The organism is Microbacterium sp. Leaf151 (assembly GCF_001424225.1).
GTDB lineage: Bacteria > Actinomycetota > Actinomycetes > Actinomycetales > Microbacteriaceae > Microbacterium.
In genome coordinates this window covers 534,139-556,664 of the sequence record NZ_LMOR01000004.1, presented here as the reverse complement: position 1 = coordinate 556,664, position 22,526 = coordinate 534,139, and the positions used below count along the sequence as shown (strand labels likewise).

Sequence of the window (22,526 nt, the reverse complement as noted above, 5' to 3'; positions counted from 1 at the left end):
CGGGCCGGTGCGCGTCAGCCGCGCAGCTCCCGCAGGACCAGGGCGGTGCGGATCGCCGCGTCGGCGGCCTCCTCGCCCTTGTCCTCCTTCGACCCCTCGAGTCCGGCGCGGTCGAGGCCCTGCTTCTCGTCGTCGAGCGTCAGCACGCCGAAGCCGACGGGCTTGCCGGCGTCCAGCGCCACGCGGGTCAGACCGTCGGTCGCGGCCGACGAGACGAACTCGAAGTGCGGTGTCCCGCCCCGGATGATCACGCCGAGGGCGACCACGGCATCCGCCCCGCCGTCGAACGCAGCGCGGGCGGCGACGGGCAGTTCGAACGAGCCCGGGACCCGCACGACCCGGTAGGTGGCTCCCGTGGCATCCAGGATCCGCTTCGCCCCGGCGATGAGGCCGTTCGTGATGACCTCGTGCCAGGTGCCGGCGACGACGACGATGTTCAGGCCGGACGCGTCGACGCCGCCGGTCTCGGGTGCTCCACTGCCGGCCATCAGGCGCTCTCTTCCTTCGTGTGCGCGAGGGCTTCGCGCAGATCGTCCTCGCCGATGATGTGACCCATACGGTCACGCTTGGTCTCGAGGTACTGGTGGTTGTTGGGTCCGACGCCCACGAGCAGGGGCACCTGCTCGACCACGTCGAGGCCGAAGCTGCGCAACTGCGCGACCTTGTCGGTGTTGTTCGTCAGCAACCGCACCTTGTCGACTCCCAGGTCGGCAAGAATGCCGGCGGCGGCGGCGTAGTCGCGCGCGTCGGCGGGAAGACCCAGGGCGAGGTTGGCATCCACGGTGTCCAGGCCCCGCTCCTGCAGGTTGTACGCGCGCAGCTTGTTGATGAGGCCGATGCCGCGACCCTCGTGTCCGCGCATGTAGATGACGATGCCGCCGTCGCGATCGATCGTGTCGAGCGCGGCATCCAACTGGGGTCCGCACTCGCATTTGAGCGAACCGAAGGCCTCGCCCGTCAGGCACTCGGAGTGCACGCGCACCAACGGCGCCGCCTCGGTCAGGTCGCCCGAGACCACGGCGAGGTGGTCGGTGCCGGTGACGCGGTCCTTGTACGCGAGGAAGCGGAAGGTGCCGTGCGAGGTCGGCACGTTCGACTCGGCGCGCAGGCTCACCCGACGTCGTGCCGGGACCGCCGCCGGAAGCGGATCGGTCTCGTTCAGGTAGCCGATGAGCTGCTCGATCGTGATGACCGGGATGCCGTCGCGCTCGCCGAGCTCGAACAGTCCGGGCAGGCGCATCATGCTGCCGTCTTCGGCGACGACCTCGGCGATCGCGCCGACCGGCTCGAGGCCGGCGAGCCGCATGAGGTCGACCGCGGCCTCGGTGTGACCCGCGCGCTCGCGCACGCCCCCGTCGACGGCGCGGAGGGGAAGGACGTGCCCCGGCCGGATGAGGTTGGTCGGAACCGATTCGGGGTCGGCCAGCACGTTCAGCGTGCGGGAGCGGTCGGCCGCGCTGATGCCCGTGGTGACGCCGGTGGCGGCGTCGACGCTCACCGTGTAGGCGGTGCCGCGGGCGTCCTGGTTCACCTCGACCATCGGGGGGAGGTCGAGGCGGTCGGCCCACTCGCCGGGCATGGGCGCGCAGACGTAGCCGCTCGACCAGCGGACCGTCCAGGCGAGCCACTCGGGGGTGGCGAGCTGCGCCGAGATGATGACGTCGCCCTCGTTCTCGCGGTTCTCGTCGTCGGCGACCAGGATGGGCCGCCCCAGACGCAGGGCCTCCAGGGCTTCGGGGATGGTGGACAGGCTCATGCGGAGCCCCTCTCGGTCGTTGCGGCCGCGGCCGCGGGGATCTCTTCGTTGTCGCCGGACACGCCGGCGGTCGTGCGGAAGGCGAGCATGCGTTGCACGTGCCGCGCAAGGATGTCGGTTTCGAGGTTGACGGAGGTTCCGGCCTCGGCGTGGCCGAGCGTGGTCGCCGCGAGGGTCTCGGGGATCAACGACACCTCGAGCCACGGCTGCGGGTCGGTGGCCTCGCTGACAGAGCTGACGGTGAGCGAGACTCCGTCGATCGCGATCGAGCCCTTGTCCACCACGAGCGGGGCGAGGTGCGCCGGGATGCCGACCCGCACGACGCTCCACCGCGCACCCGGCCGCACCTCGCGCACGACACCCGTGCCGTCGATGTGGCCCTGCACGATGTGCCCGCCGAGGCGACCGTGCGCGGCGGTGGCTCGCTCGAGGTTGACGGTGCGTCCCGGGGCGACATCGGCCAGGGTCGACATGTCGAGGGTCTGCTTCATCACGTCGGCGGTGAACCAGTCGTCGCCCTGGTCGACGACGGTGAGGCACACGCCACTGACCGAGATGGAGTCGCCGTGCCCGGCATCCGACACCGAGAGGGGGGCGCGCAGCGTCAGCCGCACGCCGTCGCCCGCGGGCTCGACGGCGGTGACGGCGCCGATCTCTTCGACGATTCCGGTGAACATCAGGCGTCTCCTCTGTTGTCTCTGCTGTGGGGGAAGGGTGAGGCGGAGGCGGGGGCCGCGGCACCCGGCTCGTTCGTCGCATGCGGTGGCGCGTTGCCGTAAGACTCCGCCGGGTGGGCGACGATCAGCAGATCGTCACCGAGATTCCGAGTGGATGCCACGGCCAGCCGCCGTGCATCCGCGATGCTCGCGACGCCGATGTCGGCGAGGGCCAGCCGCGAGCCGCCCAGCAGCACGGGGGCGACGTAGACGAGCAGTTCGTCGGCGAGCCCCTCGCGCACGAAGGCGCTCGCGAGAGTCGGTCCGCCCTCGACGAACACCCGTTGCACGCCCTGCTCGGCGAGGTCGGCGACCACGGCGTGGAGGTCATGGGTGGCGTAGAAGAGTGGCGCGCGCGGATGGCGGCGCGCGGCGGCATCCGGGGCCGTCTCGCTCTCGCCGATGATGACCGGCATCGGCTGGGTGTCGCGCAGCGAACCGTCGTCGGCCCGCGCGGTCAGGGCGGGGTCGTCGGCCCGCACGGTGCCCGTGCCCGCGACGATCGCGTCGGCCTCCGCGCGACGGTCGTGCACGTCGCGGCGGGCGGCGGGGCCGGTGATCCACTGACTCGTGCCGTCGTCAGCGGCGGCACGGCCGTCGAGGCTCTGCGCCCATTTGACCGTGACGTGCGGGCGGCCGGTGCGCTGCAGCGCGATCCAGTCGTGGATCAACGCCTCGGCGGCATCCCGTTCCGGTCCGGTCTCCACATCTACTCCCGCGGCGTGGAGTCGGTCGGCACCACCGGCGGCGGCGTCCGTGGGGTCGTCGAGGGCGTAGACGACGCGCGCGATGCCGGCGTCGATCAGGGCGAGGGCGCACGGGCCGGTGCGACCCGTGTGGTTGCACGGCTCGAGTGTCACCACGGCGGTGGCGCCGCGCGCGGCATCCGGTGGCAACTGGGAGAGCGCGTCGACCTCCGCGTGCGGGGTGCCGGCGCCGCGATGGAATCCCTCGGCCAGCACGTCGCCGTCGGGGGAGAGGATGACCGCGCCCACCTGCGGGTTCAGCCCGCGCGGGCCGCGCCGGGCGAGCTGCAGCGCTCGCCCCATGGCGTCGATCTCGACGGCGGATGCCATTTCCCTGTCCTTCCCGCGGTGTCCGGGGGGCAGGGTCAGCGGGATAGGCGCGACGCGCCATCCGTGCTGCCTCCTATCCGGACTAGCGACGGCTACCCGTCGCATCACCGTCGGTCCCGGAATTCCACCGGATCGGCCCCACCGCTGAGCGGAGGGGTTCGCGGACTGTCACCGCCGGTTCGGCTTCTCACCGACCCCGGAGCACGTTGTTGCTCTTCTGAGTCTAGTGAACGCGAAGCGGGCGGATTCATTCCCCGGAATGAACGGACACATGCCGAGCATGCGCGGTGGGGCGGGGGCGATGACGGCCTCCGCGGATGCGGGAGGTGGGAGCTCCGGAGGCGCGGACGGGCGATGCGTCCGACGAGAATGCAGGGATCGGAGCCCTTCTCTCCTACAACAAGGCCCGAAGCTATACCAAAGAATCTGCGCCCCGTCACCTGGTTGAAACGTTCTGGCCCTATTCTGTGTGTCCGCGGGCTTTGCTATCACTCCGCCCAGAGTTCTTCGCGAGGGTAGAGGGAATGGCATTGAGGATTTATCGTCCTGCGGGCGCGATGGTGGCTGTCGCCGCGATCTTGCTCGCCGGTGTGGTCGGCGCAGCACCGGCATCGGCGGCCACGCGTGCCGCCGGTAACTACGTCATCGGACTCGCTGACGGCGTGGACGCGGCCGCTCTCGCGGCCCGTTACGGCGTCGACATCGACGACCGTTACACCGCTGCCCTGAACGGTTTCGCGGCGTCGCTCACGGCCGCCGAGGCGACCGCGCTGGCGAACGACCGCCGCGTCAGTGCCCTCACGGCCGACGTCGAGGTCGAGGGCTTCGCGCAGGCCGATACTCCCACGCCCAAGACCGTGCAGGCGGACAAGCCGCCGGTCAACGCGGGCGATGGCGTGCAGACCGCCTTGACCGGACCCGCGGTGGCGGTGATCGACTCGGGCGTCAACCCGCACATCGACTACAACCTCGTCAAAGCGGTGAACTGCCTCGGCACCAGCGACGAGCGCGACGGCAACGGTCACGGCACCGGCGTCTCGGGATACATCGCCGCGTACGACAACGACTTCGGCACGGTCGGGGTCGCCCCCGGCGCACCGATCTATTCGGTTCGCGTGATGGATGCCAAGAACAAGGGCACGCTTTCCTCGGTGCTTTGTGGTGTCGACTGGGTCGTCGCGAATGCAGCGACCTACAACATCAAGGTCGCCAACATGAGCCTCGGCTTCGAAGGCGTCGATGACGGGAACTGCGGCTACTCCAACAGCGACGCGCTCCACCAGTCGATCTGCAAGCTGACGTCGCAGGGCGTCGTGGTGGTCTCGGGAGCCGGCAACGGCAACACCGACCTCGGGCGCGTCCTCCCGGGCTCGTACGACGAGGTGCTGGTGGCCACCAACATGGCCGACTACGACGGCAAGCCCGGTGGACTGGCCGCGAGCACGTGCGGCCTGGCCACCAAGGACGACTCGCCGTGGGCGAACACGAACTACGCCGTCTCCGCCGCCGACAAGGCCCACACGCTGGCAGCCCCCGGCACGTGCCCGTACACCACCCTCAAGGGCGACCGCTTCGGGTACATCTAGTCGGGTACATCGATGGCGACCGCGTCTCTCAGTGGTGTTGTCTTGAACTGCTTCGCCACGGGCAGCTGCCCCGGATTGTCCACTCCTCAGGTCATCCGACAGGTCATGGCGCAGGCGTCCGCAGCCGACGCCAAGGGCCACACGTGGTTCGGCAGCCCGTCGGCCGCCGGCTCCTCGCCGAACAAGTACTACGGCTACCTGGCCACGGTCGCGTCGACCGGCTCCGTCCCGTCGCCGACGCCCACCCCGACTCCGACGCCGACGCCCACCGCGTCTCCGACGCCCACCGCGTCGCCCACGGCGACCGCGTCCCCGACGCCGTCGCCGACTCCGACGCGCACGCCGACCCCCACGGCCACGCCGACCCCGTCGAAGGACACGACCGCGCCCACGACCGCGATCACCAGCCCGACCACGGGCACGACGATCTCCGGACGCGGTGACCTCGTCGCCTCGGCGACCGACAACGTCGCAGTGACCGGTGTCAGCTTCTGGGCGGGTTCGACCAAGCTCGGCGATGCCGTGCGCGGCAGCGACGGACTCTGGCGGACGAGCCTCGACTCCGGACAGTACCCCAAGGGTCGATACCAGATCCGCTCGCGTGCTGTCGACGCAGCGGGCAACATCGGGTGGAGCCCGGTCGTGACGATCGCGATCTCCTGATCCACTGACGACGGCGGCGGGCGGCACTTCGGTGTCGCCCGCCGCTGTCGTTCGTCGAGGCGGCGGGACGACTCCGGCCGCGGCGGCGGAGGGCGCGCGTTGCGGCCCCGAACCGGGACCCGACCCGGCGGCGGCGAGCTACTTGAGCAGGCGCGACAGCCGCCGATCGGCGAGCAGCTTGCCGCCGGTCTGGCAAGTGGGGCAGTACTCGAGGGAGTTGTCGGCGAAGAAGACGCTGCGCACCTTGTCGCCGCAGACCGGACACGCCTCGCCGCGTCGCCCGTGCACGCGCATGCCGCGTCGCTTGGCATCCTTCAGCTCCGCCGGGGGTTTGCCGCGGGCTGCGTCGATGGCCTCGGTGAGCGTCGTCGTCATGGCCGTGAAGAGGCGGTCCACCTCGTCGTCGGTGAGGGTGGCGGCGAGGGCGTAGGGCGACATCTTCGCCGCGTGCAGGATCTCGTCGGAGTAGGCGTTTCCGACGCCGGCGATGATCGACTGGTCGCGCAGCACGCCCTTGATCTGCGTGCGGCGACCGGTGAGCAGGGCACCGAACTCCGCGCGGCCGAAGTCGTCGTCGAGCGGGTCGGGGCCCAGGCGTGCGATACCGGGCACCTCGTCGGGCGTGGTCACGGCGTACACGGCGAGCGACTTCTTCGTGCCCGCCTCGGTGAGATCGAAGCCCGAGCCGTCGTCGAAGCCGACCCGCAGAGCGATCGGGGTCTTGCCCGGCTTGATCAGCGTCGTCGGTAGGGCGTCGTACCAGCGCAGCCACCCGGCTTTCGCCAGGTGGAACACGAGGTGGACGCCGCCATCGGTGGCGATGTCGACGAACTTGCCGTGGCGCTCGACCCCCGTCACCTGCGCACCGACGAGGTCGGTGAGGGGCGGCGCGTACGTCTTGAGGGCGTTGATCGCCGACACGGTGGCCCGCTCGAAACGCACACCCGCGAGGCGCATCCGTAGGAACTCGACGAGTCCCTCGACCTCTGGCATCTCCGGCATGCGCCCATGCTCCCACGCAACGGCGGCGCCGAGAACGGCCTTGCGCCCGAACGGCCCAGGCTCGGATACGCGCTGCCGTCATCGACGCGGGCCGGGAGGGGCGCGTGTCGGCCGCGGCGTGTATCGGCATGGGCACAAGTCCGGCGTCAGCCACCCCGTTGGCCGATCGGCGGGGCCGTTCTTGCAAAGACGCAGGAGTCGTGCGCCGATCCCCCCGGCGGGACGGCCGGCAGCCGGCAGCCGGCCGATGATCAGCTGAACGCCGACGCCCGCGGCATCTCGAGATGCGCGGGCGTCGGGGAGCCGGGGATCAGCCCCGCCGCAGCAGCCCGATGCGGTCGTATACGTCGGCGAGGGTCTTCTCGGCGACGGATGCCGCGCGGCCGGCGTTGGTCGCCAGCACCCGGTCGAGTTCGGCGGGGTCGTCCAGCAGCTCGAGGGCGCGCTCGCGAACCGGCTCGAATTCGTTCACGACGACCTCGGCCAGCCCCTTCTTGAAGTCGCCGTAGCCGCGACCGGCGTACTCGTCTTCGATCGCGGTGATCTCGCGGCCGGTGAGGGCCGAGTAGATGACGAGCAGGTTGGAGACGCCCGGCTTCTCGTCTCTGTCGAATCGCACGACCCCCTCGGAGTCGGTGACCGCGCGCATGATCTTCTTGGCGCTGACCTTCGACTCTTCGAGCATCCAGAGCACGCCCGCGTCGGATTCGGCTGACTTCGACATCTTCGACGTCGGGTTCTGCAGGTCGTAGATGCGGGCCGTTTCGCGCTGGATCATGGGCTTGGGCACCGTGAACGTCTCGCCGAAGCGCTGGTTGAAACGCTCTGCGAGGTCGCGCGTGAGCTCGATGTGCTGCTTCTGATCGTCTCCGACCGGCACGACGTCGGTCTGGTACAGCAGGATGTCGGCCGCCATCAGCACCGGGTAGGTGAACAGCCCGACGTTGGTGGCATCCGCGCCGTAGCGGGCCGACTTGTCTTTGAACTGGGTCATGCGGCCGGCCTCGCCGAAACCGGTGAGGGTCGACAAGACCCACTGCAGCTCGGCGTGCGCCGGCACATGCGACTGCACGTACAGCGTGGAGCGCGAAGGCTCGATGCCCGCGGCGATGTACTGCGCGGCGGTACGGCGGGTCTTCTCGCGACGCTCGGCGGGGTCGCCGGGCTGGGTGAGGGCGTGCAGGTCGACGACCGAGAAGAAGGCGTCGTACTGGTCTTGCAACTCACGCCACTGCAGCAGGGCCCCGATGTAGTTGCCGATCTGGAGGCTGTCGGCGGAGGGCTGCATTCCGGAGTAGAGGCGCTGCTGAGTCACCTCTCGATCCTAGGCGTCGCCGCGTGCGGCGCCGGCGCGGGAGGTGAGGGCGAGCTTCGAACCGACGGGCGATCCTGCGCGCGCCCGGGGAGCGACCAGGTGGATCGCATTGCGGGCTCTCGCCGGAGCTCCTCGCCGTGCCTAGGCCGAGGTTCTGACGACGGGTTGACGGAGGATGGTGCGGAGTTTGTCGGGGGTGACTTTGCGGGGGTCGCTGAGGTAGACCTCATGATGCTTTCCGCGCAGGTGGAGGCCCCGACCGGGGATGAACTCCCGGTGCATCTCTTCCAGCACGTCTGCCTCATCGTCGTAGGAGCCGAGATGGAGCGTTTGCACGCACAACCCCTCGGCGAAGGTCTCGATCCGCACGTCGTCCAGCCGTCCGGCCGACTCTTTCGCTCCGACGACGTCGATGGCTGCGCGGACCATGGCCTCGTCGATCCACTCGGGGATCATGAGCATCATCGTCCAGTCCCACCGCGATTTGTCTCTCGCCGTGGTAAATGCGTCCATGTCGTCCGCCCACCACAAGCCCTCCAGCGGTGGCACCACATAGTCGCGGCCGAGTTCACGTCTGCTGGCGAACTTCAACGTGTACGCAACGGGGTAAAGAGCTTGCAGTGCCTGCGTGTAGGAGGGCGAGATGTTCGGGTCGCCGTGTCCGTCGATCATGAGATACCGCATCTCGGGCATCTGTACGACCCTGAACTGCCCGCGCACCGCCTGATAGCCATCGAGGGTCTTCTTGAAGTCGACCTTCTCCGTCACGTCGCTCCTCCACTCGCCTCGAAGCTTTGCGTTCTCCGTCTGCGGCGGGACGAGCGAGGAGGAGACGAGCTCGTTCGCCGCACCCAGGATTTCGTCCGGAGACCGTCGATTATGCCCTTGGACGCTCGGTCACCGCCCGAGGGTGTAGTCGACGATAACGGGGGAGTGGTCGCTCCAGCGGGTGTCGTACGACGGCGCACGGTCGACGCGGTAGTAGGTCACGCGTTCCGCGAGGGCGGGGGTGGCGACGTGATAGTCGATGCGCCAGCCGCTGTCGGTGTCGAACGCCTTCCCGCGCATCGACCAGAACGTGTACGGCCCATCGACCTCGCCCATCTCGCGGCGTCCGACGTCGACCCACCCGAGCCCCGTGCCGACCGACCCGTCGACGCCCTCGACCTTCTCGCCCGCGGGCCCGAAGAAGCGGTCGAAATAGGCGCGCTCGCGGGGCAGGAACCCGGCGTTCTTGCGGTTGCCGCGCCAGTTCTTGATGTCGAGTTCGCGATGACCGACGTTCAGGTCGCCCAGGACGAGCGCGAGCTCCGTCGAGGCGCTCAGCTCAGAGAGGCGCTGCTCCATGGCATCCAGAAACAGCCACTTGGCGTCTTGCTTGGGGGTGTCGACCTCGCCGCTGTGCACGTAGGCGCTGACGATCGTCACGGTCTCGCCGTCGATGTCGAAATCGGTCTCGATCCATCGCCCTGACGCGTCGAGCGGCTCGGGGCCCAGATGAGTGCGCGTCTCGACGCCGGGAAGGCGGCTGATGATCGCCACGCCGGCACGCCCCTTCTGCAGGGCCTCGTCGTTGACGATCTGCCACCCGGGGAGAGCCTCGGCCAGCTGCTCGGCGGTCGCCCGGACCTCCTGGAGGGCGACGATGTCGGCCCCCGAGGCGCCGAGCCACTCGGTCATGCCCTTGCGGACGGCGGCACGGATGCCATTGACGTTGACGGAGACGATACGCACGGAACGAGGCACTCCACGAGCCTAACGGCGACCTCCGACATCGTTCCCTCGGGGAAACCGAGGCCCCCGGGCGGCGTCCGAGCGTCAGTCCGGGAGGAGAGAGACCCGCCGCGGCGCGGGCACGTCGGCCTCCGCGCGCACGAGCTGCTTCTCGGCCGCTCTGAGTCGCCGCTTCGCCCGCCAGCGAAGGGGCCACCGCGACAGGGCAACCTCTTTCTCGGCCTGGCGCACGCCGACCTGTGCCGCGATGACGAGGGCCGCCTGTTCCATGGCCAGGCGATCCTCGGGGGAGCGCAGGGGAACGTCGCGGTCGCGAGCCGCCACCGCGATCCACGCCGCCGAGACGAGGATCACGATGCCGATGAACCGGAACCACAGCAAGAACCCGATGAGCACGGTGAACGTGGCCAGCAGGGGGTTGGACGGCGTGTAGACGAAGAGGAAGCCCGCGGCGACCTGCAGCACGACCATGCCCGTCGCCCCGACGATCGCGCCCGGCCACGCGCGTCGCCAGGTGAGGGTCGTGCCCGTGAGGAAGCGGAACAGGGAGGCCAGGGCGACGGTGTTCACACCGAACGCGACGACGAGCGAGATGATCCGAGCGCCCACCGACCAGCCGAGGGTCTCGCGGTCCCAGCCGATGAGCCCGAACACCAGATCGACCGCACCGGTGGTGATCGAGCCGAGCAGAGCACCGACCAGCAGGGCGATGCCGAACAGGAGCGAGGCGACGAAGTCACGCGCCTTGAGCAGCACGTAGTTGCGCAGGTCGAAGGGCAGTCCGAAGGTGTCGCGCACGGCGCGGCGGGTGAATGTGACGAACCCAATGGCGGTCCACACCACCACCACGACGGCGACGATGCCGGTGATGGTGAGGAGGCGCCCGCTCTCCTGCGCGACGGCCTCGACCTGCTCGCGGTCGACGAGGCCGTTCTCGCTGATGATGCCGGGAATGTAGCTGTTGACGATGTGGATCAGACCGTCGATCGCGGTCTTGCTTCCGCCCAGCCAGATCCCCACGCCGGCGAACGCCAGATACAGCGCCGAGAACACCGCGAACAGCCCTTGATAGCTCATGCCCGCGGCGAGCAGGAAGCCGTTGTGCTGCAAAAAGTGCCGCCACACGCGGATCGGGAACCACTGCGCGATCTTCGCCGCCCGGGCGATGGGCTGATCCAGGCGCTCCCGCACGGCGGTCTGCGCGGCCTCGAGCCGGTCACGAAGCGAAGCGTCGTCATCACGCACAGAGGCGCTGTCGTCGCGCACCGCGGGCAACGGCCGCGGGTCGTGGCGGTTCTCAGTCACCCGACGAGCCTAATGAATGGATTCCGCCCCCTCGTCGTGGGGCGGTGCGCCTCGGCCCCACCGCGTGGGCGTTCGCTGCCGCGGCATCCGTCGTCCGGGCGCTCGCCGTTCGGCGCGATCCCTGCCTCCGTCGTTCGGGAATCCGCGAGGAGGTCGCGATTTCACGAGGAAGCATAGGGATGCCGGGGCGGCGATGGGGGTGTCGGGCCACATGACCCGCGAGCAAACGCCGAACGGCGGGGCGCCGAAGCGCACCCGCCGTTCGAGGGCGACGGTCAGCGACCGCCGCGGAGGACGGCCTGCTTGACCTCGGCGATGGCCTTGGTGACCTCGATGCCACGGGGGCACGCCTCGGTGCAGTTGAAGGTGGTGCGGCAGCGCCACACGCCCTCTTTGTCGTTGAGGATGTCGAGGCGCACGTCGCCCGCGTCGTCGCGCGAGTCGAAGATGAAGCGGTGCGCGTTCACGATCGCGGCGGGGCCGAAGTACTGCCCGTCGGTCCAGAACACGGGGCACGACGAGGTGCACGCGGCGCACAGGATGCACTTGGTCGTGTCGTCGAAGACCTCCCGGTCGACGATCGACTGCACGCGCTCCTTGCCCGGCTCGGGCTTCGAGTTGGAGATGAGGAAGGGCTGCACCTCGCGGTACGAGGCGAAGAACGGCTCCATGTCGACGATCAGGTCCTTCTCGAGCGGAAGGCCCTTGATCGCCTCGACGTAGATCGGCTGCGAGATGTCGAGATCTTTGATCAGCGTCTTGCAGGCCAGGCGGTTGCGGCCGTTGATGCGCATGGCATCCGATCCGCAGATGCCGTGCGCGCACGAGCGGCGGAACGACAATGAGCCGTCGGTCTCCCACTTGATCTTGTGCAGCGCGTCGAGTACCCGGTCGGTGGAGTACAGCTCCACGTCGTAGTCGACCCATCGCGGCTCGTCGTCGACCTCGGGGTCGAAGCGGCGGATGTTGAAGGTGACGAGGAACGACTGGATCCCGGTGTCTTCCGGCGTCTGCTCGACCTCGTCCGAGGTGTCGACGTTCTCGAGGACGGTGGATGCCATCTCAGTACTTCCTCTCCAGCGGCGGGTAGCGCAACTCGCCCGCCTCGTTCTTGGTGAACACCACGGGCTTCCAGCCGAGTTCGATGTGATCGGCGGGGTGCGACGAGTGGGGGTCTCCCGACAGGTACGCCATGGTGTGCTGCATGTACTTCTCGTCGTCGCGCGTGGGGAAGTCGTCGCGCATGTGACCGCCACGGCTCTCTTCACGGTTCTGCGCCGAGTAGACGACGACCTCGGCGAGGTCGAGCAGGAAGCCGAGCTCGACGGCCTCGAGCAGGTCGGTGTTGAAGCGCTTGCCCTTGTCGTCGACGTGGATGTTCTTGTAGCGCTCGCGGAGGTCCGCGATGACGTCCATCACGTGGGCGAGGGACTCGTGCGTGCGGAACACCTGCGCGCCCTTGTCCATCTCGTCCTGGAGCGTCTTGCGCAGGACCGCGATGCGCTCGGTGCCGCCGTTGTTGCGCAGGCCCTCGATCAGTCCGCGCACCTCGGCGGCGGGGTCTTCGGGCAGCGGCACGAAATCGGCGGTCTTGACGTACTCGACGGCGTTGCGGCCGGCGCGCTTGCCGAAGACGTTGATGTCGAGCAGCGAGTTGGTGCCGAGGCGGTTGGAGCCGTGCACCGAGACGCAGGCGCACTCACCCGCGGCGTACAGACCGGGGACGACGGTGTCGTTGTCGGCGAGCACCTCGGCCTTGATGTTGGTGGGGATGCCGCCCATCGCGTAGTGAGCGGTGGGCATGACCGGCACGGGCTCGACGACCGGATCGACACCCAGGTAGGTGCGGGCGAACTCGGTGATGTCGGGGAGCTTCGTCTCGAGCACCTCGGCGCCCAGGTGCGTGCAGTCCAGCAGCACGTAGTCGCGGTGGGGGCCCGCGCCGCGACCCTCGGCGACCTCTTGCACCATGCAGCGGGCGACGATGTCGCGCGGCGCGAGGTCTTTGATGGTGGGGGCGTAGCGCTCCATGAAGCGCTCGCCGCTGGCGTTACGGAGGATCGCGCCCTCGCCTCGGGCACCCTCGGTGAGGAGGATGCCGAGACCGGCGAGGCCGGTCGGGTGGAACTGGAAGAACTCCATGTCCTCCAGGGGGAGGCCCTTGCGCCACACGATGCCGACGCCGTCACCGGTGAGGGTGTGGGCGTTGGAGGTGGTCTTGAAGATCTTGCCGAAGCCGCCGGTGGCGAAGATGACGGCTTTCGACTGGAAGACGTGCAGCTCACCCGTGGCGAGGTCGTAGGCGACGACACCGGAGACCTGGGTCTTGCCCGCCGCGTCCTTCACCGTGATGAGGTCGAGGACGTAGAACTCGTTGAAGAAGTTGATGCCGAGCTTGACGCAGTTCTGGAACAGCGTCTGCAGGATCATGTGGCCGGTGCGGTCGGCGGCGTAGCACGCGCGGCGCACGGGGGTTTTGCCGTGGTCGGCGGTGTGGCCGCCGAAACGGCGCTGGTCGATCTTGCCCTCGGGCGTGCGGTTGAACGGCAGACCCATGTTCTCGAGGTCGATGACGGCGTCGATGGCCTCTTTGGCGAGGATCTCGGCGGCATCCTGATCGACGAGGTAGTCGCCACCCTTGATGGTGTCGAACGTGTGCCACTCCCACGAGTCCTCTTCGACGTTGGCGAGCGCCGCCGCCATGCCGCCCTGCGCTGCGCCGGTGTGCGAGCGGGTCGGGTACAGCTTCGAGATGACGGCGGTCTTCGCGCCGGGTCCGGCCTCGATGGCCGCGCGCATGCCCGCGCCGCCGGCACCGACGATGACGACATCGAATTGGTGGTAGTGGACGCCGTCTTTGACGATCGAGTCCGAGGAAGTCTGGGTGCTCACGTGTGCGATGCCTCTGCTGTCAGGGGGAAGAAGGGATGCCGTCGGCTCACGCCGCCTGGCACGCGTCCCAGAGGGAGCTGCTCTCGGTCACACCGAGGCAGGGGTCGAAGGTGAACACGACGAGCGTGCCGAGCAGGATCAGGAATCCCGCGGAGATCCACAGCGATCCCACGAGGATCTTGCGGATCGTGGCGTTCGTGACGTAGTCGTTCACGATCGTGCGCATGCCGTTGGCGCCGTGGATGAGGGCGAGCCAGAGCATCAGAACGTCCCACCACTGCCAGAACGGCGAGGCCAGCTTGCCCGCGACGAACGCGAAGTCGATCTGGTGGATGCCGTCGTTCGTCATCAGGTTGACGAACAAGTGGCCGAAGATGAGGACGATCAGCAGCACGCCGGAGGCGCGCATGTAGATCCATCCCCACTTCTCGAGGTTGGAGCCCTTCTTGCGGACGGCGGGCGTGCGCGGGGCGGGGATCGTGGCGGCTTCTTGGGCGACGGACATCAGTGGCTCCCAGTGACGGCGCTGAAGACGTTGATCAGGTGGCGGGGGGTGAAACCGAGCATGGTGACGACCCAGAGGCCCAGCACGCCCCACCACAGCTGACGCTGGTGGCGCGTGGCCCACGGCCAGAAGTCGACCAGGATGATGCGCAGCCCGTTGAACGCGTGGTACGCGATCGCGCCGACCAGGGCCACCTCGCCAAGACCCATGATCGGGTTCTTGTAGGTGCCGATGACGGCGTCGTACGCCTCGGGCGACACACGGATGAGCGCCGTGTCGAGGATGTGCACGAGGAGGAAGAAGAAGATCGCCACACCGGTGATGCGGTGCAAAACCCAGGACCACATGCCTTCCCGGCCGCGGTAGAGGGTGCCTCGGGGCCTCTTCGAAGTGGTCGTTTTCACCGACGGCGTGGCACGTGCTGGTGCTGACACGGTCGTCCTCCCTGATCGAACACGATGTGGGGGCCGACACCGGCCCCGAGCGTCACACGGGCGCCCCTGAATACTACGTCCGGCCTATGAACGCGGAGGATAAGGGGTGCCTAACTGTCTCTCGACATCGAGATAAATAGAGCGCGCTGGGAGCCCGTCTCACCCGGTGCGGGGCCGTCGGAGGGGAGGAGTCCGGACCGCTAGGGTCGGAGCCATGTCAGATCGCGCTATCGACGACTTCTACGCCGTGATCCCCGCCGGAGGCATCGGCAGCCGCCTCTGGCCGCTCTCGCGGGCGGACGCCCCCAAGTTCCTCCATGACCTGACCGGCTCGGGCCAGACCCTGCTGCGCGACACCTGGGACCGCCTCGCGCCGCTGTCGGGGGAGGATCGCATCGCCGTCGTCACCGGACGCGCTCACCGCGCCGCGGTCGAGCGGGAGCTTCCCGGCGTGCTCGACCACAACGTCTTCCTCGAGTCGGAGCCGCGCGACTCCTCCGCCGCGATCGGTCTCGCCGCCGCGATCCTCGTGCGTCGCGAGCCCGACGTGATCATCGGCTCCTTCGCGGCCGACCACGTGATCCGCCAGACCCGGCAGTTCGACTTCGCGGTGCGCCAGGCGGTCGCCGTGGCTCGGGCCGGTTACATCTGCACGATCGGCATCCAGCCCAGCGAGGCCTCGGTCGGCTTCGGCTACATCAAGCAGGCCGGCGAGTTGATCGTCGACGGGGCGCCCGAGGCCTACATGGTCGAGCGTTTCGTGGAGAAGCCCGATCTCGAGACGGCGAAGGAGTACTTCACCGACCGCGCCTACCTCTGGAACGCGGGCATGTTCATCACGCGCGCCGATGTCCTCCTCGCCGAGCTCGCCGTGAACGAGCCCGAGCTGCACGCGGGCCTGCTCGAGCTCGCCGAGTCGTGGGACGACCGCGACCGCCGCGGCCCCGCCGTCGACCGCATCTGGCCCGGGCTGAAGAAGATCGCCATCGATTACTCCGTCGCGGAGCCGGCGGCCGAGAAGGGGCGCCTCGCCGTCATCCCCGGTCACTTCGACTGGGACGACGTGGGAGATTTCGCGAGCCTGTCCAAGCTCAACTCCTCGGGTGGGCGCAACGAGCTCGCGATCCTCGGTGAGGACGCCCGCGTGCTCTCCGACTCCTCCAGCGGCATCGTCGTCTCGCAGACCAAGCGCGTGATCAGCCTGATCGGCGTGCGCGACATCGTCGTGGTGGACACCCCCGACGCCCTGCTCGTCACGACGACCGAGAACGCCCAGCGCGTCAAGGGCGTCGTCGACGCCCTGAAGCTCACGGGCCGCGGCGACGTTCTCTGACGAGCGAATCGGGCAGACGTCACGTAGATCGCGGCGCTCACCTGGGCTAGATGACCTCGGTTGTGTCGGCGCCACTCACCTTCATGGCTAACACGTGCCGGATTCAGCGCGACGTAATGCGTCGGTAGCCGCTTGATAGGCGAGTTCGCCCCGCTCGCAGTGAGCGGGGCGAACTTGGCAAAATTCTTACGCCGCACTCCTCGTGTAGAACGCCCAGCCGGCGCCGCCTCCGATGTAGTAGCACGCCTTCGCGACTCGAACGTAGGAGTTGTTGTAGGCGGGACTCGAAGATGAAGCCTCGCAGGCGGCTTTCGTCGAGTATGGGCCGTGCTGCGTCAAGGTACCCGCCGCTTGCGCGGCCGACGGCGCCCCCAAAGCCCCGGCGCAGACGAGAATCGCGGCCAGCATCCCAATAGTTTTCTTGCGCATAATTGCCCCCCTGGGCTTATGTCGGTCAGCTGTCGACGGGTGTCGACGGCCAGAACGTGCCATGTCGGCCGCAGCGCCCAGGATCTCGCTACCGACGTGGGGGGCGGTCCGCGAGCGGTAGTCCGTGACATGCCGCCTTGCTCCGTCATCCCCCCCCCCGTGGAGACCGAGACCGAGCACCGCTTGACGGCGGCACTCGGTGTCATGAACGTGGGGTGTCAGTTTCAGAGACCTCGGGTGTGGCAACGAGATAACGCGAGATTGCGTCTTTGTAACCATTGGCGCGCGGGGCGTCCCCCGACACGCAAGCGCGGTGACACAGTAGGTAACGTGACGGGATCGTCCCCCGAACCCGTTGGGGGCATCCGTCTTGGAGGACCCCTCGTGAAGACCACGAAGAAGGCCGTCGTCAGCGGCTTCGCCATGATCGGCGCCGCCGTGCTGCTCGCCGGTTGCGGCGCAGCGCCCGAGAGCAACGGCGCGAGCGCCGGAGCCGGGGGTGACGTCGTCGACGGTTTCACCCCGTGCCTCATCTCGGACGAGGGTGGCTGGAACGACAAGTCGTTCAATCAGTCCGCCAAGGAAGGTATGGACCGTGCCGCCGAAGAACTCGGCGTGAAGTCCGTCGAGGTCGAGTCCAGCTCCGCCAACGACTACGCCCCCAACCTCGAGAACCTCGTCGCCGAGGGCTGCACCTTCATCATCTCGGTCGGTTTCAAGCTCGGTGCGGACACCGTCGCCTCCGCCACGGCCAACCCGAACCTCCAGTACGCCATCATCGACGACCGGGCCGACACCGACAACGACGGCGAGACCGACGCCCCGAACATCAAACCTCTGTTGTTCGACACGGTGCAGGCCGCGTATCTCGGTGGCTACGCCGCCGCCGCGTACTCCGCCGAGGCCGGCGTCAACAAGGTCGGCACGGTCGGTGGCATCCCCATCCCGCCCGTCACGATCTTCATGGACGGCTTCGTCGACGGCGTGCAGAAGTACAACGAGGACAAGGGCGCCAGCGTCCAGACCTTCGGCTGGGATGTCGCCGCGCAGAATGGTTCGTTCACCGGGGCCTTCGCGGCCAACGACGCCGCGAAGCAGGCCGCGCAGGGCCTGCTCGACCAGGGTATCGACGTGCTCCTGCCCGTCGGCGGCCCGATCTACAGCAGCGCCGCCGACGCCATCCGCGACAGCGGTGGCACGAGCGTCATGCTCGGTGTCGACTCCGATCTGGCGCAGGCCGACCCGGCTGTGTCCGACCTCGTGCTCACCTCGATCCTGAAGCGCATCGACCAGGCTGTCTACGACTCGGTCCTGGCCACCGCGAAGGGCGAGTACGACGCGACCCCGTATGTGGGCACCCTCGAGAACGAGGGCGTCGGCCTGTCGGGCTTCGGCTCGTTCGAGAGCGCGCTGCCCTCGGGTCTCACCGATGAGATCGAGGCTCTTCGCCAGCAGATCATCTCCGGCGAGATCACCGTCACGTCGCCCAGCTCGCCGTAATCCGAGCTCACCCCGACCGCGCTCCGCCGATTCCCTTCCGGCCGGATCACGAGCGGGTTTGAGATACTCGACCGCGGTCGGTCGGACCAGCAGTCCGACCGACCGCGGTTTCTTTCCGTCCCTCCCAACGTCTCGAATAGGGTGCACAGCATGAAGCTCGAACTCCGCGGCATCACCAAGCGGTTCGGGTCACTGGTCGCGAACGATCACATCGATCTCGTCGTGCGACCGGGTGAGATCCACGCTCTCCTTGGAGAGAACGGTGCCGGCAAGTCCACTCTCATGAACGTCCTCTACGGCCTCTACCAGGCCGATGAGGGCGAAATCCTGCTGGACGACGCCGTTCAGCGTTTCCGCGGACCGGGCGACGCCATGTCCGCGGGAATCGGCATGGTGCACCAGCACTTCATGCTCATCCCCGTCTTTACGGTCGCCGAGAACGTCATGCTCGGACACGAGAACACCAAGGCACTGGGCGCGCTCGATCTCAACGCCGCCCGCCGCCATGTGCGCGAGGTCGCTCAGCGGTTCGGCTTCGAGGTCGACCCCGACGCCCGCGTGGGCGACCTGCCGGTCGGTGTCCAGCAGCGCGTCGAGATCATCAAGGCGCTCTCGCGCGACGCGAAGGTGCTCGTGTTCGACGAGCCGACCGCGGTGCTCACTCCGCAGGAGACCGACGATCTCATGGCCATCATGAGGCAGCTGCGAGACGAAGGGACCTCCATCGTCTTCATCACGCACAAGCTGCGCGAGGTGCGCGAGGTTGCCGATCGCATCACGGTCGTCCGTCTGGGCAAGATCGTCGGCGAGGCCGAGCCCACCGCCAGCAATGCCCAACTCGCCTCGCTCATGGTCGGCCGCGCGGTCGAGCTGACCGTGCAGAAGGACGCGCCGAAGGCGGCGGCGTCCGGGGGTCTTTCCATCCGGAACCTCCGTGTCGTGACTCCGGAGGGCACCGTCGTCGTCGACGACGTCGATCTGGACGTGCGTCCGGGGGAGATTCTCGCCGTCGCGGGCGTGCAGGGAAACGGTCAGACAGAGCTCGTCGAAGCCATCGTGGGCCTCGCCGACCGGGTGACCGGCACAATCAGCCTCGACGGAACAGACCTGGTCGGCAAGAGCGTCCGCGCCATCCTCGACGCCGGCGTCGGGTTCGTCCCCGAGGACCGGAAAGAAGATGGTCTCGTCGGCGCGTTCTCGGTTGCGGAGAACCTCATCCTGGACCGCTCCTCCGATCCGGCGTTCGTCTCGGGCGGCACGATCCGTCGGGGCTCGCTGGGCGAGTTCGCTCGTGACCGCATCGCCGAGTACGACATTCGCACGCAGTCGGCATCCACCCCGGTGGGCACTCTGTCGGGCGGCAATCAACAGAAGGTCGTCATCGCCCGTGAGATGAGCCGACCGCTCAAGCTCTTCGTGGCGGCGCAGCCCACCCGTGGCGTCGACGTCGGCTCCATCGAGTTCATCCACAAGCAGATCGTGGCCGCACGCGACGCGGGCGTGCCCGTGATCGTCGTGTCGACCGAGCTCGACGAGATCGCGGCCCTCGCCGACCGCATCGCGGTCATGTACCGCGGCAGCGTCGTCGGCATCGTGCCCGGTGACACCCCGCGCGACGTGCTCGGGCTCATGATGGCGGGCGAGAAGCCCGCGGAGGAGGCAGCGTGAGCGGCCACACCCCCAGCGCCGGCGGCGCCGGTGAGACCGGGATCCCGCCCGAGCAACTGCCGATGGCCTCGGGTCCGCTAACCGGTCATGCACCGGTCGAGACGCCCCCGCCGCCGCGCACCAATCAGTTCCTCACCGAGTTGCTCCGGTCCTCGTGGATCACCACCGTGCTCGCCGTGGTGGCCGCCATGATCGTGGGCGGTGTGCTGATGGCCGTGACCAACGAAGACGTGCGCACCGCGTCGGGCTATTTCTTCGCTCGACCCGGCGACATGATCAGTGCGGTGTGGAACGCCGTCTACGGCGGGTACGAGGCGCTGGTCCGCGGCGCAGTGTTCAACGCTCGGGGCGCCGACTTCGCCACGCAGATCCGACCGCTGACGAACACGCTCGGCTTCGCCGCCCCGCTGATCGCCGCCGGTCTCGGGGTGGCGCTGGCTTTCCGCGTCGGGTTGTTCAACATCGGCGGCCGAGGTCAGATCCTCATCGCGTGCGCCTTTGCGGGACTCGTCACCTTCAACCTCGATCTGCCGATGATCGTGCAGCTGCCCCTCACCTTGGTCGTCGGCATCGCCGGCGGAGCGCTCTGGGGCGGCATCGTGGGCCTTCTGAAGGCCCGCACGGGAGCGCACGAGGTCATCCTGACGATCATGCTCAACTACGTCGCCTACTACCTGGTGACGTGGATGGTGCGAACCCCCGGACTGTTGCAGCGCCCCGCCGGCGACCAGCCCATCTCGGCCGCCACACCCGCGAGCGCCCAGTTCCCGGAGCTTTTGGGGCCGCAGTTCCCCCTGCTCGACCTCGGCTTCGTGATCGTCGTGGCTGCCACGGTGTTCGTGTGGTGGCTGATGGAGCGTTCGAGCCTCGGCTTCCGTCTGCGCGCCGTGGGTGAGAACCCCCACGCCGCGCGAGCAGCCGGTATCTCGGTGCCGCGCATGTACATCTACGCGATGCTGTTCGCCGGAGGCCTCGCGGGGCTCGCGGGCATGAACCAGATCCAGGGGTCGGTGACTTCCGGCTTCGACGGGCTCATCGACGCCGGTATCGGCTTCGATGCGATCACCGTGGCACTCCTGGGGCGTAGTCGTCCGTGGGGCGTTTTCGCCGCTGGCATCCTGTTCGGCGCCCTCAAATCGGGGTCGTTCACCATGCAGGCTTCGCAGGGCATCCCCGTCGACATCGTGCTCGTCGTGCAGGCTCTCATCGTGTTGTTCATCGCGGCGCCGCCGCTGGTGCGCACGATCTTCTTCCTCCCCAAGAGCGAGGCCGAACGTGCGGCCAAGGACCGTGCCAAGGCGGCCAAGAAGGCGGTGGCGGCATGACCGCGACGCATCTCGCGGATGACGCGATCCAGCTGGCGACCGTGCGCGTTCGCCACATGAAACTGGCCGTGAGCCTCGCCGTCGTGACGGTGCTGCTCGGCCTGTTGTTCGCCCTCGTTCCCCGTGACGGGCAGAGTACGTTCCGGCTGGGCGACCCCGCGTCCGACATCGACCTGGGCAGCGTGGCGGTGCCCACCTCGGCCACGAGCTGGGGTGTGATGGTCGTCCTCGTCCTATTGACGGCGTGGGCCGTGTGGGATGCCGTCGGCTACCGCCGCACCGCGCTCTGGCTTCCCGTGGCGTTCGGTGTGCTCGCGGTCTTCGCCTTCCTCACCTGGGCTGCGGCCGACGGGCTCGTACCGGTCACAGGCCTGTTGTTCGGCGCGCTGTCGCTGTCGGTCCCGTTGATCTTCGGGGCGCTCGGTGGCGTGATCGGCGAGCGCGTGGGCGTCGTCAACGTCGCCATCGAGGGGCAGTTCCTCTTCGGTGCGTTCAGCGCCGCGCTCGTGGCATCCCTGACCGGGAATCCTTTCCTCGGTCTGATCGCCGCCATGCTCGGCGGGGTGGTCGTGGCCTTCGTGCTCGCGGCGTTCTCGATCAAGTACCTCGTTGACCAGGTGATCGTCGGTGTGGTGCTCAACGTGCTCGTCACCGGTCTCACCGGCTTCCTCTACGGCGCCCTGCTCGTGCCCAACGAAGACGTGCTCAACCGCCCGGAGCGATTCCCCCGCTGGGAGATCCCCCTGCTCGGCGACATCCCGATCATCGGACCGGTGCTCTTCAACCAGACCTTCATCGTCTACCTGATGTACGCGGTCGTCGCGGTGGTCGCGTGGGGCCTCTACCGCACGCGGTGGGGCCTGCGTCTCCGCGCCGTCGGCGAGCACCCGCAGGCCGCCGACACCGTCGGTATCAAGGTCAATTCGAGCCGGTTCTGGAACGTCTCGCTCGCGGGCGCCATCGCCGGTATCGGCGGCGCGTACTTCACCCTGGTCTCGGTCGGTCAGTTCACCAAGGAGATGACGGCCGGACTCGGCTTCATCGCCCTGGCCGCGGTCATCTTCGGCCGCTGGGACCCGATCCGCGCGACGCTCGCCGCCCTGCTGTTCGGTTTCGCGACCAACCTGCAGAATCTTCTGACGGTGTTGCGCACTCCCATCCCCAGCGAGTTCATGCTGATGCTGCCCTACATCGTGACCATCATCGCCGTGGCCGGTTTCGCGGGACAGATCCGCGGGCCGGCAGCAGCCGGAAAGCCCTACATCAAGGGCTGACACCCTTCCCCAC

General features: G+C 68.4%; 20 protein-coding genes and 1 riboswitch. Of the genes, 7 read left to right on the top strand and 13 right to left on the bottom strand.

Translation table 11 applies throughout. The annotated features are described in order from the left end of the window. Positions 1-14 precede the first annotated feature (14 nt). From ribH to ribD, 4 genes are read right to left on the bottom strand one after another with little or no spacing between them, the layout of a single operon-like run. Positions 15-488, bottom strand: a complete 474-nt coding sequence (gene ribH / locus ASF76_RS13275; protein WP_055958629.1) for a 6,7-dimethyl-8-ribityllumazine synthase — start codon at positions 486-488, stop codon at positions 15-17. Beyond that, entirely contained in the window at positions 488-1,756 is a 1,269-nt protein-coding gene (locus ASF76_RS13270) for a bifunctional 3,4-dihydroxy-2-butanone-4-phosphate synthase/GTP cyclohydrolase II (RefSeq protein ID WP_055958626.1), read from the bottom strand. Before ASF76_RS13270 ends, ribH begins: the two co-directional genes overlap by 1 nt. Further along, a complete protein-coding gene (locus ASF76_RS13265; RefSeq protein ID WP_055958623.1) occupies positions 1,753-2,433 on the bottom strand; it encodes a riboflavin synthase in 681 nt (226 codons plus the stop codon). Before ASF76_RS13265 ends, ASF76_RS13270 begins: the two co-directional genes overlap by 4 nt. After that, positions 2,433-3,548 carry a bifunctional diaminohydroxyphosphoribosylaminopyrimidine deaminase/5-amino-6-(5-phosphoribosylamino)uracil reductase RibD gene (gene ribD / locus ASF76_RS13260; protein WP_082485063.1) on the bottom strand — a complete coding sequence of 372 codons (1,116 nt, stop codon included), beginning with the start codon at positions 3,546-3,548 and terminating at the stop codon, positions 2,433-2,435. Before ribD ends, ASF76_RS13265 begins: the two co-directional genes overlap by 1 nt. A 60-nt stretch (positions 3,549-3,608) precedes the next feature. After that, positions 3,609-3,756: riboswitch (FMN riboswitch) on the bottom strand. Between the two features lie 316 nt (positions 3,757-4,072). Here ribD and ASF76_RS13255 point away from each other — a divergent pair. Together ASF76_RS13255 and ASF76_RS17230 are read left to right on the top strand one after the other, a co-directional pair. After that, positions 4,073-5,134, top strand: a complete 1,062-nt coding sequence (locus tag ASF76_RS13255; protein WP_162240824.1) for a S8 family serine peptidase — start codon at positions 4,073-4,075, stop codon at positions 5,132-5,134. 12 nt (positions 5,135-5,146) lie between these two features. Then, positions 5,147-5,797: an Ig-like domain-containing protein gene (locus ASF76_RS17230; RefSeq protein ID WP_162240823.1), complete on the top strand. Its 651-nt coding sequence runs from the start codon at positions 5,147-5,149 to the stop codon at positions 5,795-5,797. 138 nt (positions 5,798-5,935) lie between these two features. Here ASF76_RS17230 and ASF76_RS13245 read toward each other — a convergent pair whose 3' ends face one another. From ASF76_RS13245 to sdhC, 9 genes are all read right to left on the bottom strand, one after another. Continuing rightward, positions 5,936-6,799, bottom strand: a complete 864-nt coding sequence (locus ASF76_RS13245) for an Fpg/Nei family DNA glycosylase (protein ID WP_055958614.1) — start codon at positions 6,797-6,799, stop codon at positions 5,936-5,938. A gap of 310 nt (positions 6,800-7,109) precedes the next feature. Next, positions 7,110-8,114, bottom strand: coding sequence for a tryptophan--tRNA ligase (gene trpS, locus ASF76_RS13240; protein WP_082485059.1), 1,005 nt, complete (start codon positions 8,112-8,114; stop codon positions 7,110-7,112). Between the two features lie 141 nt (positions 8,115-8,255). Further along, positions 8,256-8,882: a GyrI-like domain-containing protein gene (locus ASF76_RS13235; protein WP_055958611.1), complete on the bottom strand. Its 627-nt coding sequence runs from the start codon at positions 8,880-8,882 to the stop codon at positions 8,256-8,258. Positions 8,883-9,011: 129 nt separating this feature from the next. Continuing rightward, the gene (locus ASF76_RS13230) at positions 9,012-9,860 is read right to left on the bottom strand and encodes an exodeoxyribonuclease III (protein WP_055958608.1); all 849 of its coding nucleotides are present in this window, start codon (positions 9,858-9,860) and stop codon (positions 9,012-9,014) included. A gap of 72 nt (positions 9,861-9,932) precedes the next feature. Then, on the bottom strand, positions 9,933-11,153 hold the full coding sequence (locus ASF76_RS13225; RefSeq protein WP_082485058.1) for a YihY/virulence factor BrkB family protein: 1,221 nt from the start codon (positions 11,151-11,153) through the stop codon (positions 9,933-9,935). Positions 11,154-11,428: 275 nt separating this feature from the next. Beyond that, positions 11,429-12,214, bottom strand: a complete 786-nt coding sequence (locus ASF76_RS13220; RefSeq protein ID WP_055958605.1) for a succinate dehydrogenase iron-sulfur subunit — start codon at positions 12,212-12,214, stop codon at positions 11,429-11,431. A 1-nt stretch (position 12,215) separates the two neighbouring features. Continuing rightward, positions 12,216-14,045, bottom strand: a complete 1,830-nt coding sequence (gene sdhA, locus ASF76_RS13215) for a succinate dehydrogenase flavoprotein subunit (RefSeq protein WP_055958601.1) — start codon at positions 14,043-14,045, stop codon at positions 12,216-12,218. Between the two features lie 46 nt (positions 14,046-14,091). Then, complete coding sequence (locus ASF76_RS13210; protein WP_055958598.1) at positions 14,092-14,550, bottom strand: succinate dehydrogenase hydrophobic membrane anchor subunit; 459 nt, start codon at positions 14,548-14,550, stop codon at positions 14,092-14,094. After that, on the bottom strand, positions 14,550-14,984 hold the full coding sequence (gene sdhC / locus ASF76_RS13205; protein ID WP_082485057.1) for a succinate dehydrogenase, cytochrome b556 subunit: 435 nt from the start codon (positions 14,982-14,984) through the stop codon (positions 14,550-14,552). The genes ASF76_RS13210 and sdhC overlap by 1 nt, the downstream gene beginning before the upstream one ends. Before the next feature lie 214 nt (positions 14,985-15,198). On the opposite strand from sdhC, the gene ASF76_RS13200 reads away from it, so the two are divergent. The 5 genes from ASF76_RS13200 to ASF76_RS13180 all read left to right on the top strand — a co-directional run bounded on the left by ASF76_RS13200 (position 15,199) and on the right by ASF76_RS13180 (position 22,513). Next, complete coding sequence (locus ASF76_RS13200; RefSeq protein WP_055958595.1) at positions 15,199-16,317, top strand: mannose-1-phosphate guanylyltransferase; 1,119 nt, start codon at positions 15,199-15,201, stop codon at positions 16,315-16,317. Positions 16,318-17,169: 852 nt separating this feature from the next. Beyond that, positions 17,170-18,246: a BMP family lipoprotein gene (locus ASF76_RS13195; RefSeq protein ID WP_055960122.1), complete on the top strand. Its 1,077-nt coding sequence runs from the start codon at positions 17,170-17,172 to the stop codon at positions 18,244-18,246. 150 nt (positions 18,247-18,396) lie between these two features. Beyond that, positions 18,397-19,914 carry an ABC transporter ATP-binding protein gene (locus ASF76_RS13190; protein WP_055958590.1) on the top strand — a complete coding sequence of 506 codons (1,518 nt, stop codon included), beginning with the start codon at positions 18,397-18,399 and terminating at the stop codon, positions 19,912-19,914. Then, positions 19,911-21,239, top strand: coding sequence for an ABC transporter permease (locus ASF76_RS13185; RefSeq protein ID WP_055958587.1), 1,329 nt, complete (start codon positions 19,911-19,913; stop codon positions 21,237-21,239). Before ASF76_RS13190 ends, ASF76_RS13185 begins: the two co-directional genes overlap by 4 nt. Continuing rightward, the gene (locus tag ASF76_RS13180; protein ID WP_055958583.1) at positions 21,236-22,513 is read left to right on the top strand and encodes an ABC transporter permease; all 1,278 of its coding nucleotides are present in this window, start codon (positions 21,236-21,238) and stop codon (positions 22,511-22,513) included. The genes ASF76_RS13185 and ASF76_RS13180 overlap by 4 nt, the downstream gene beginning before the upstream one ends. The last annotated feature ends 13 nt before the right edge of the window (positions 22,514-22,526 follow it).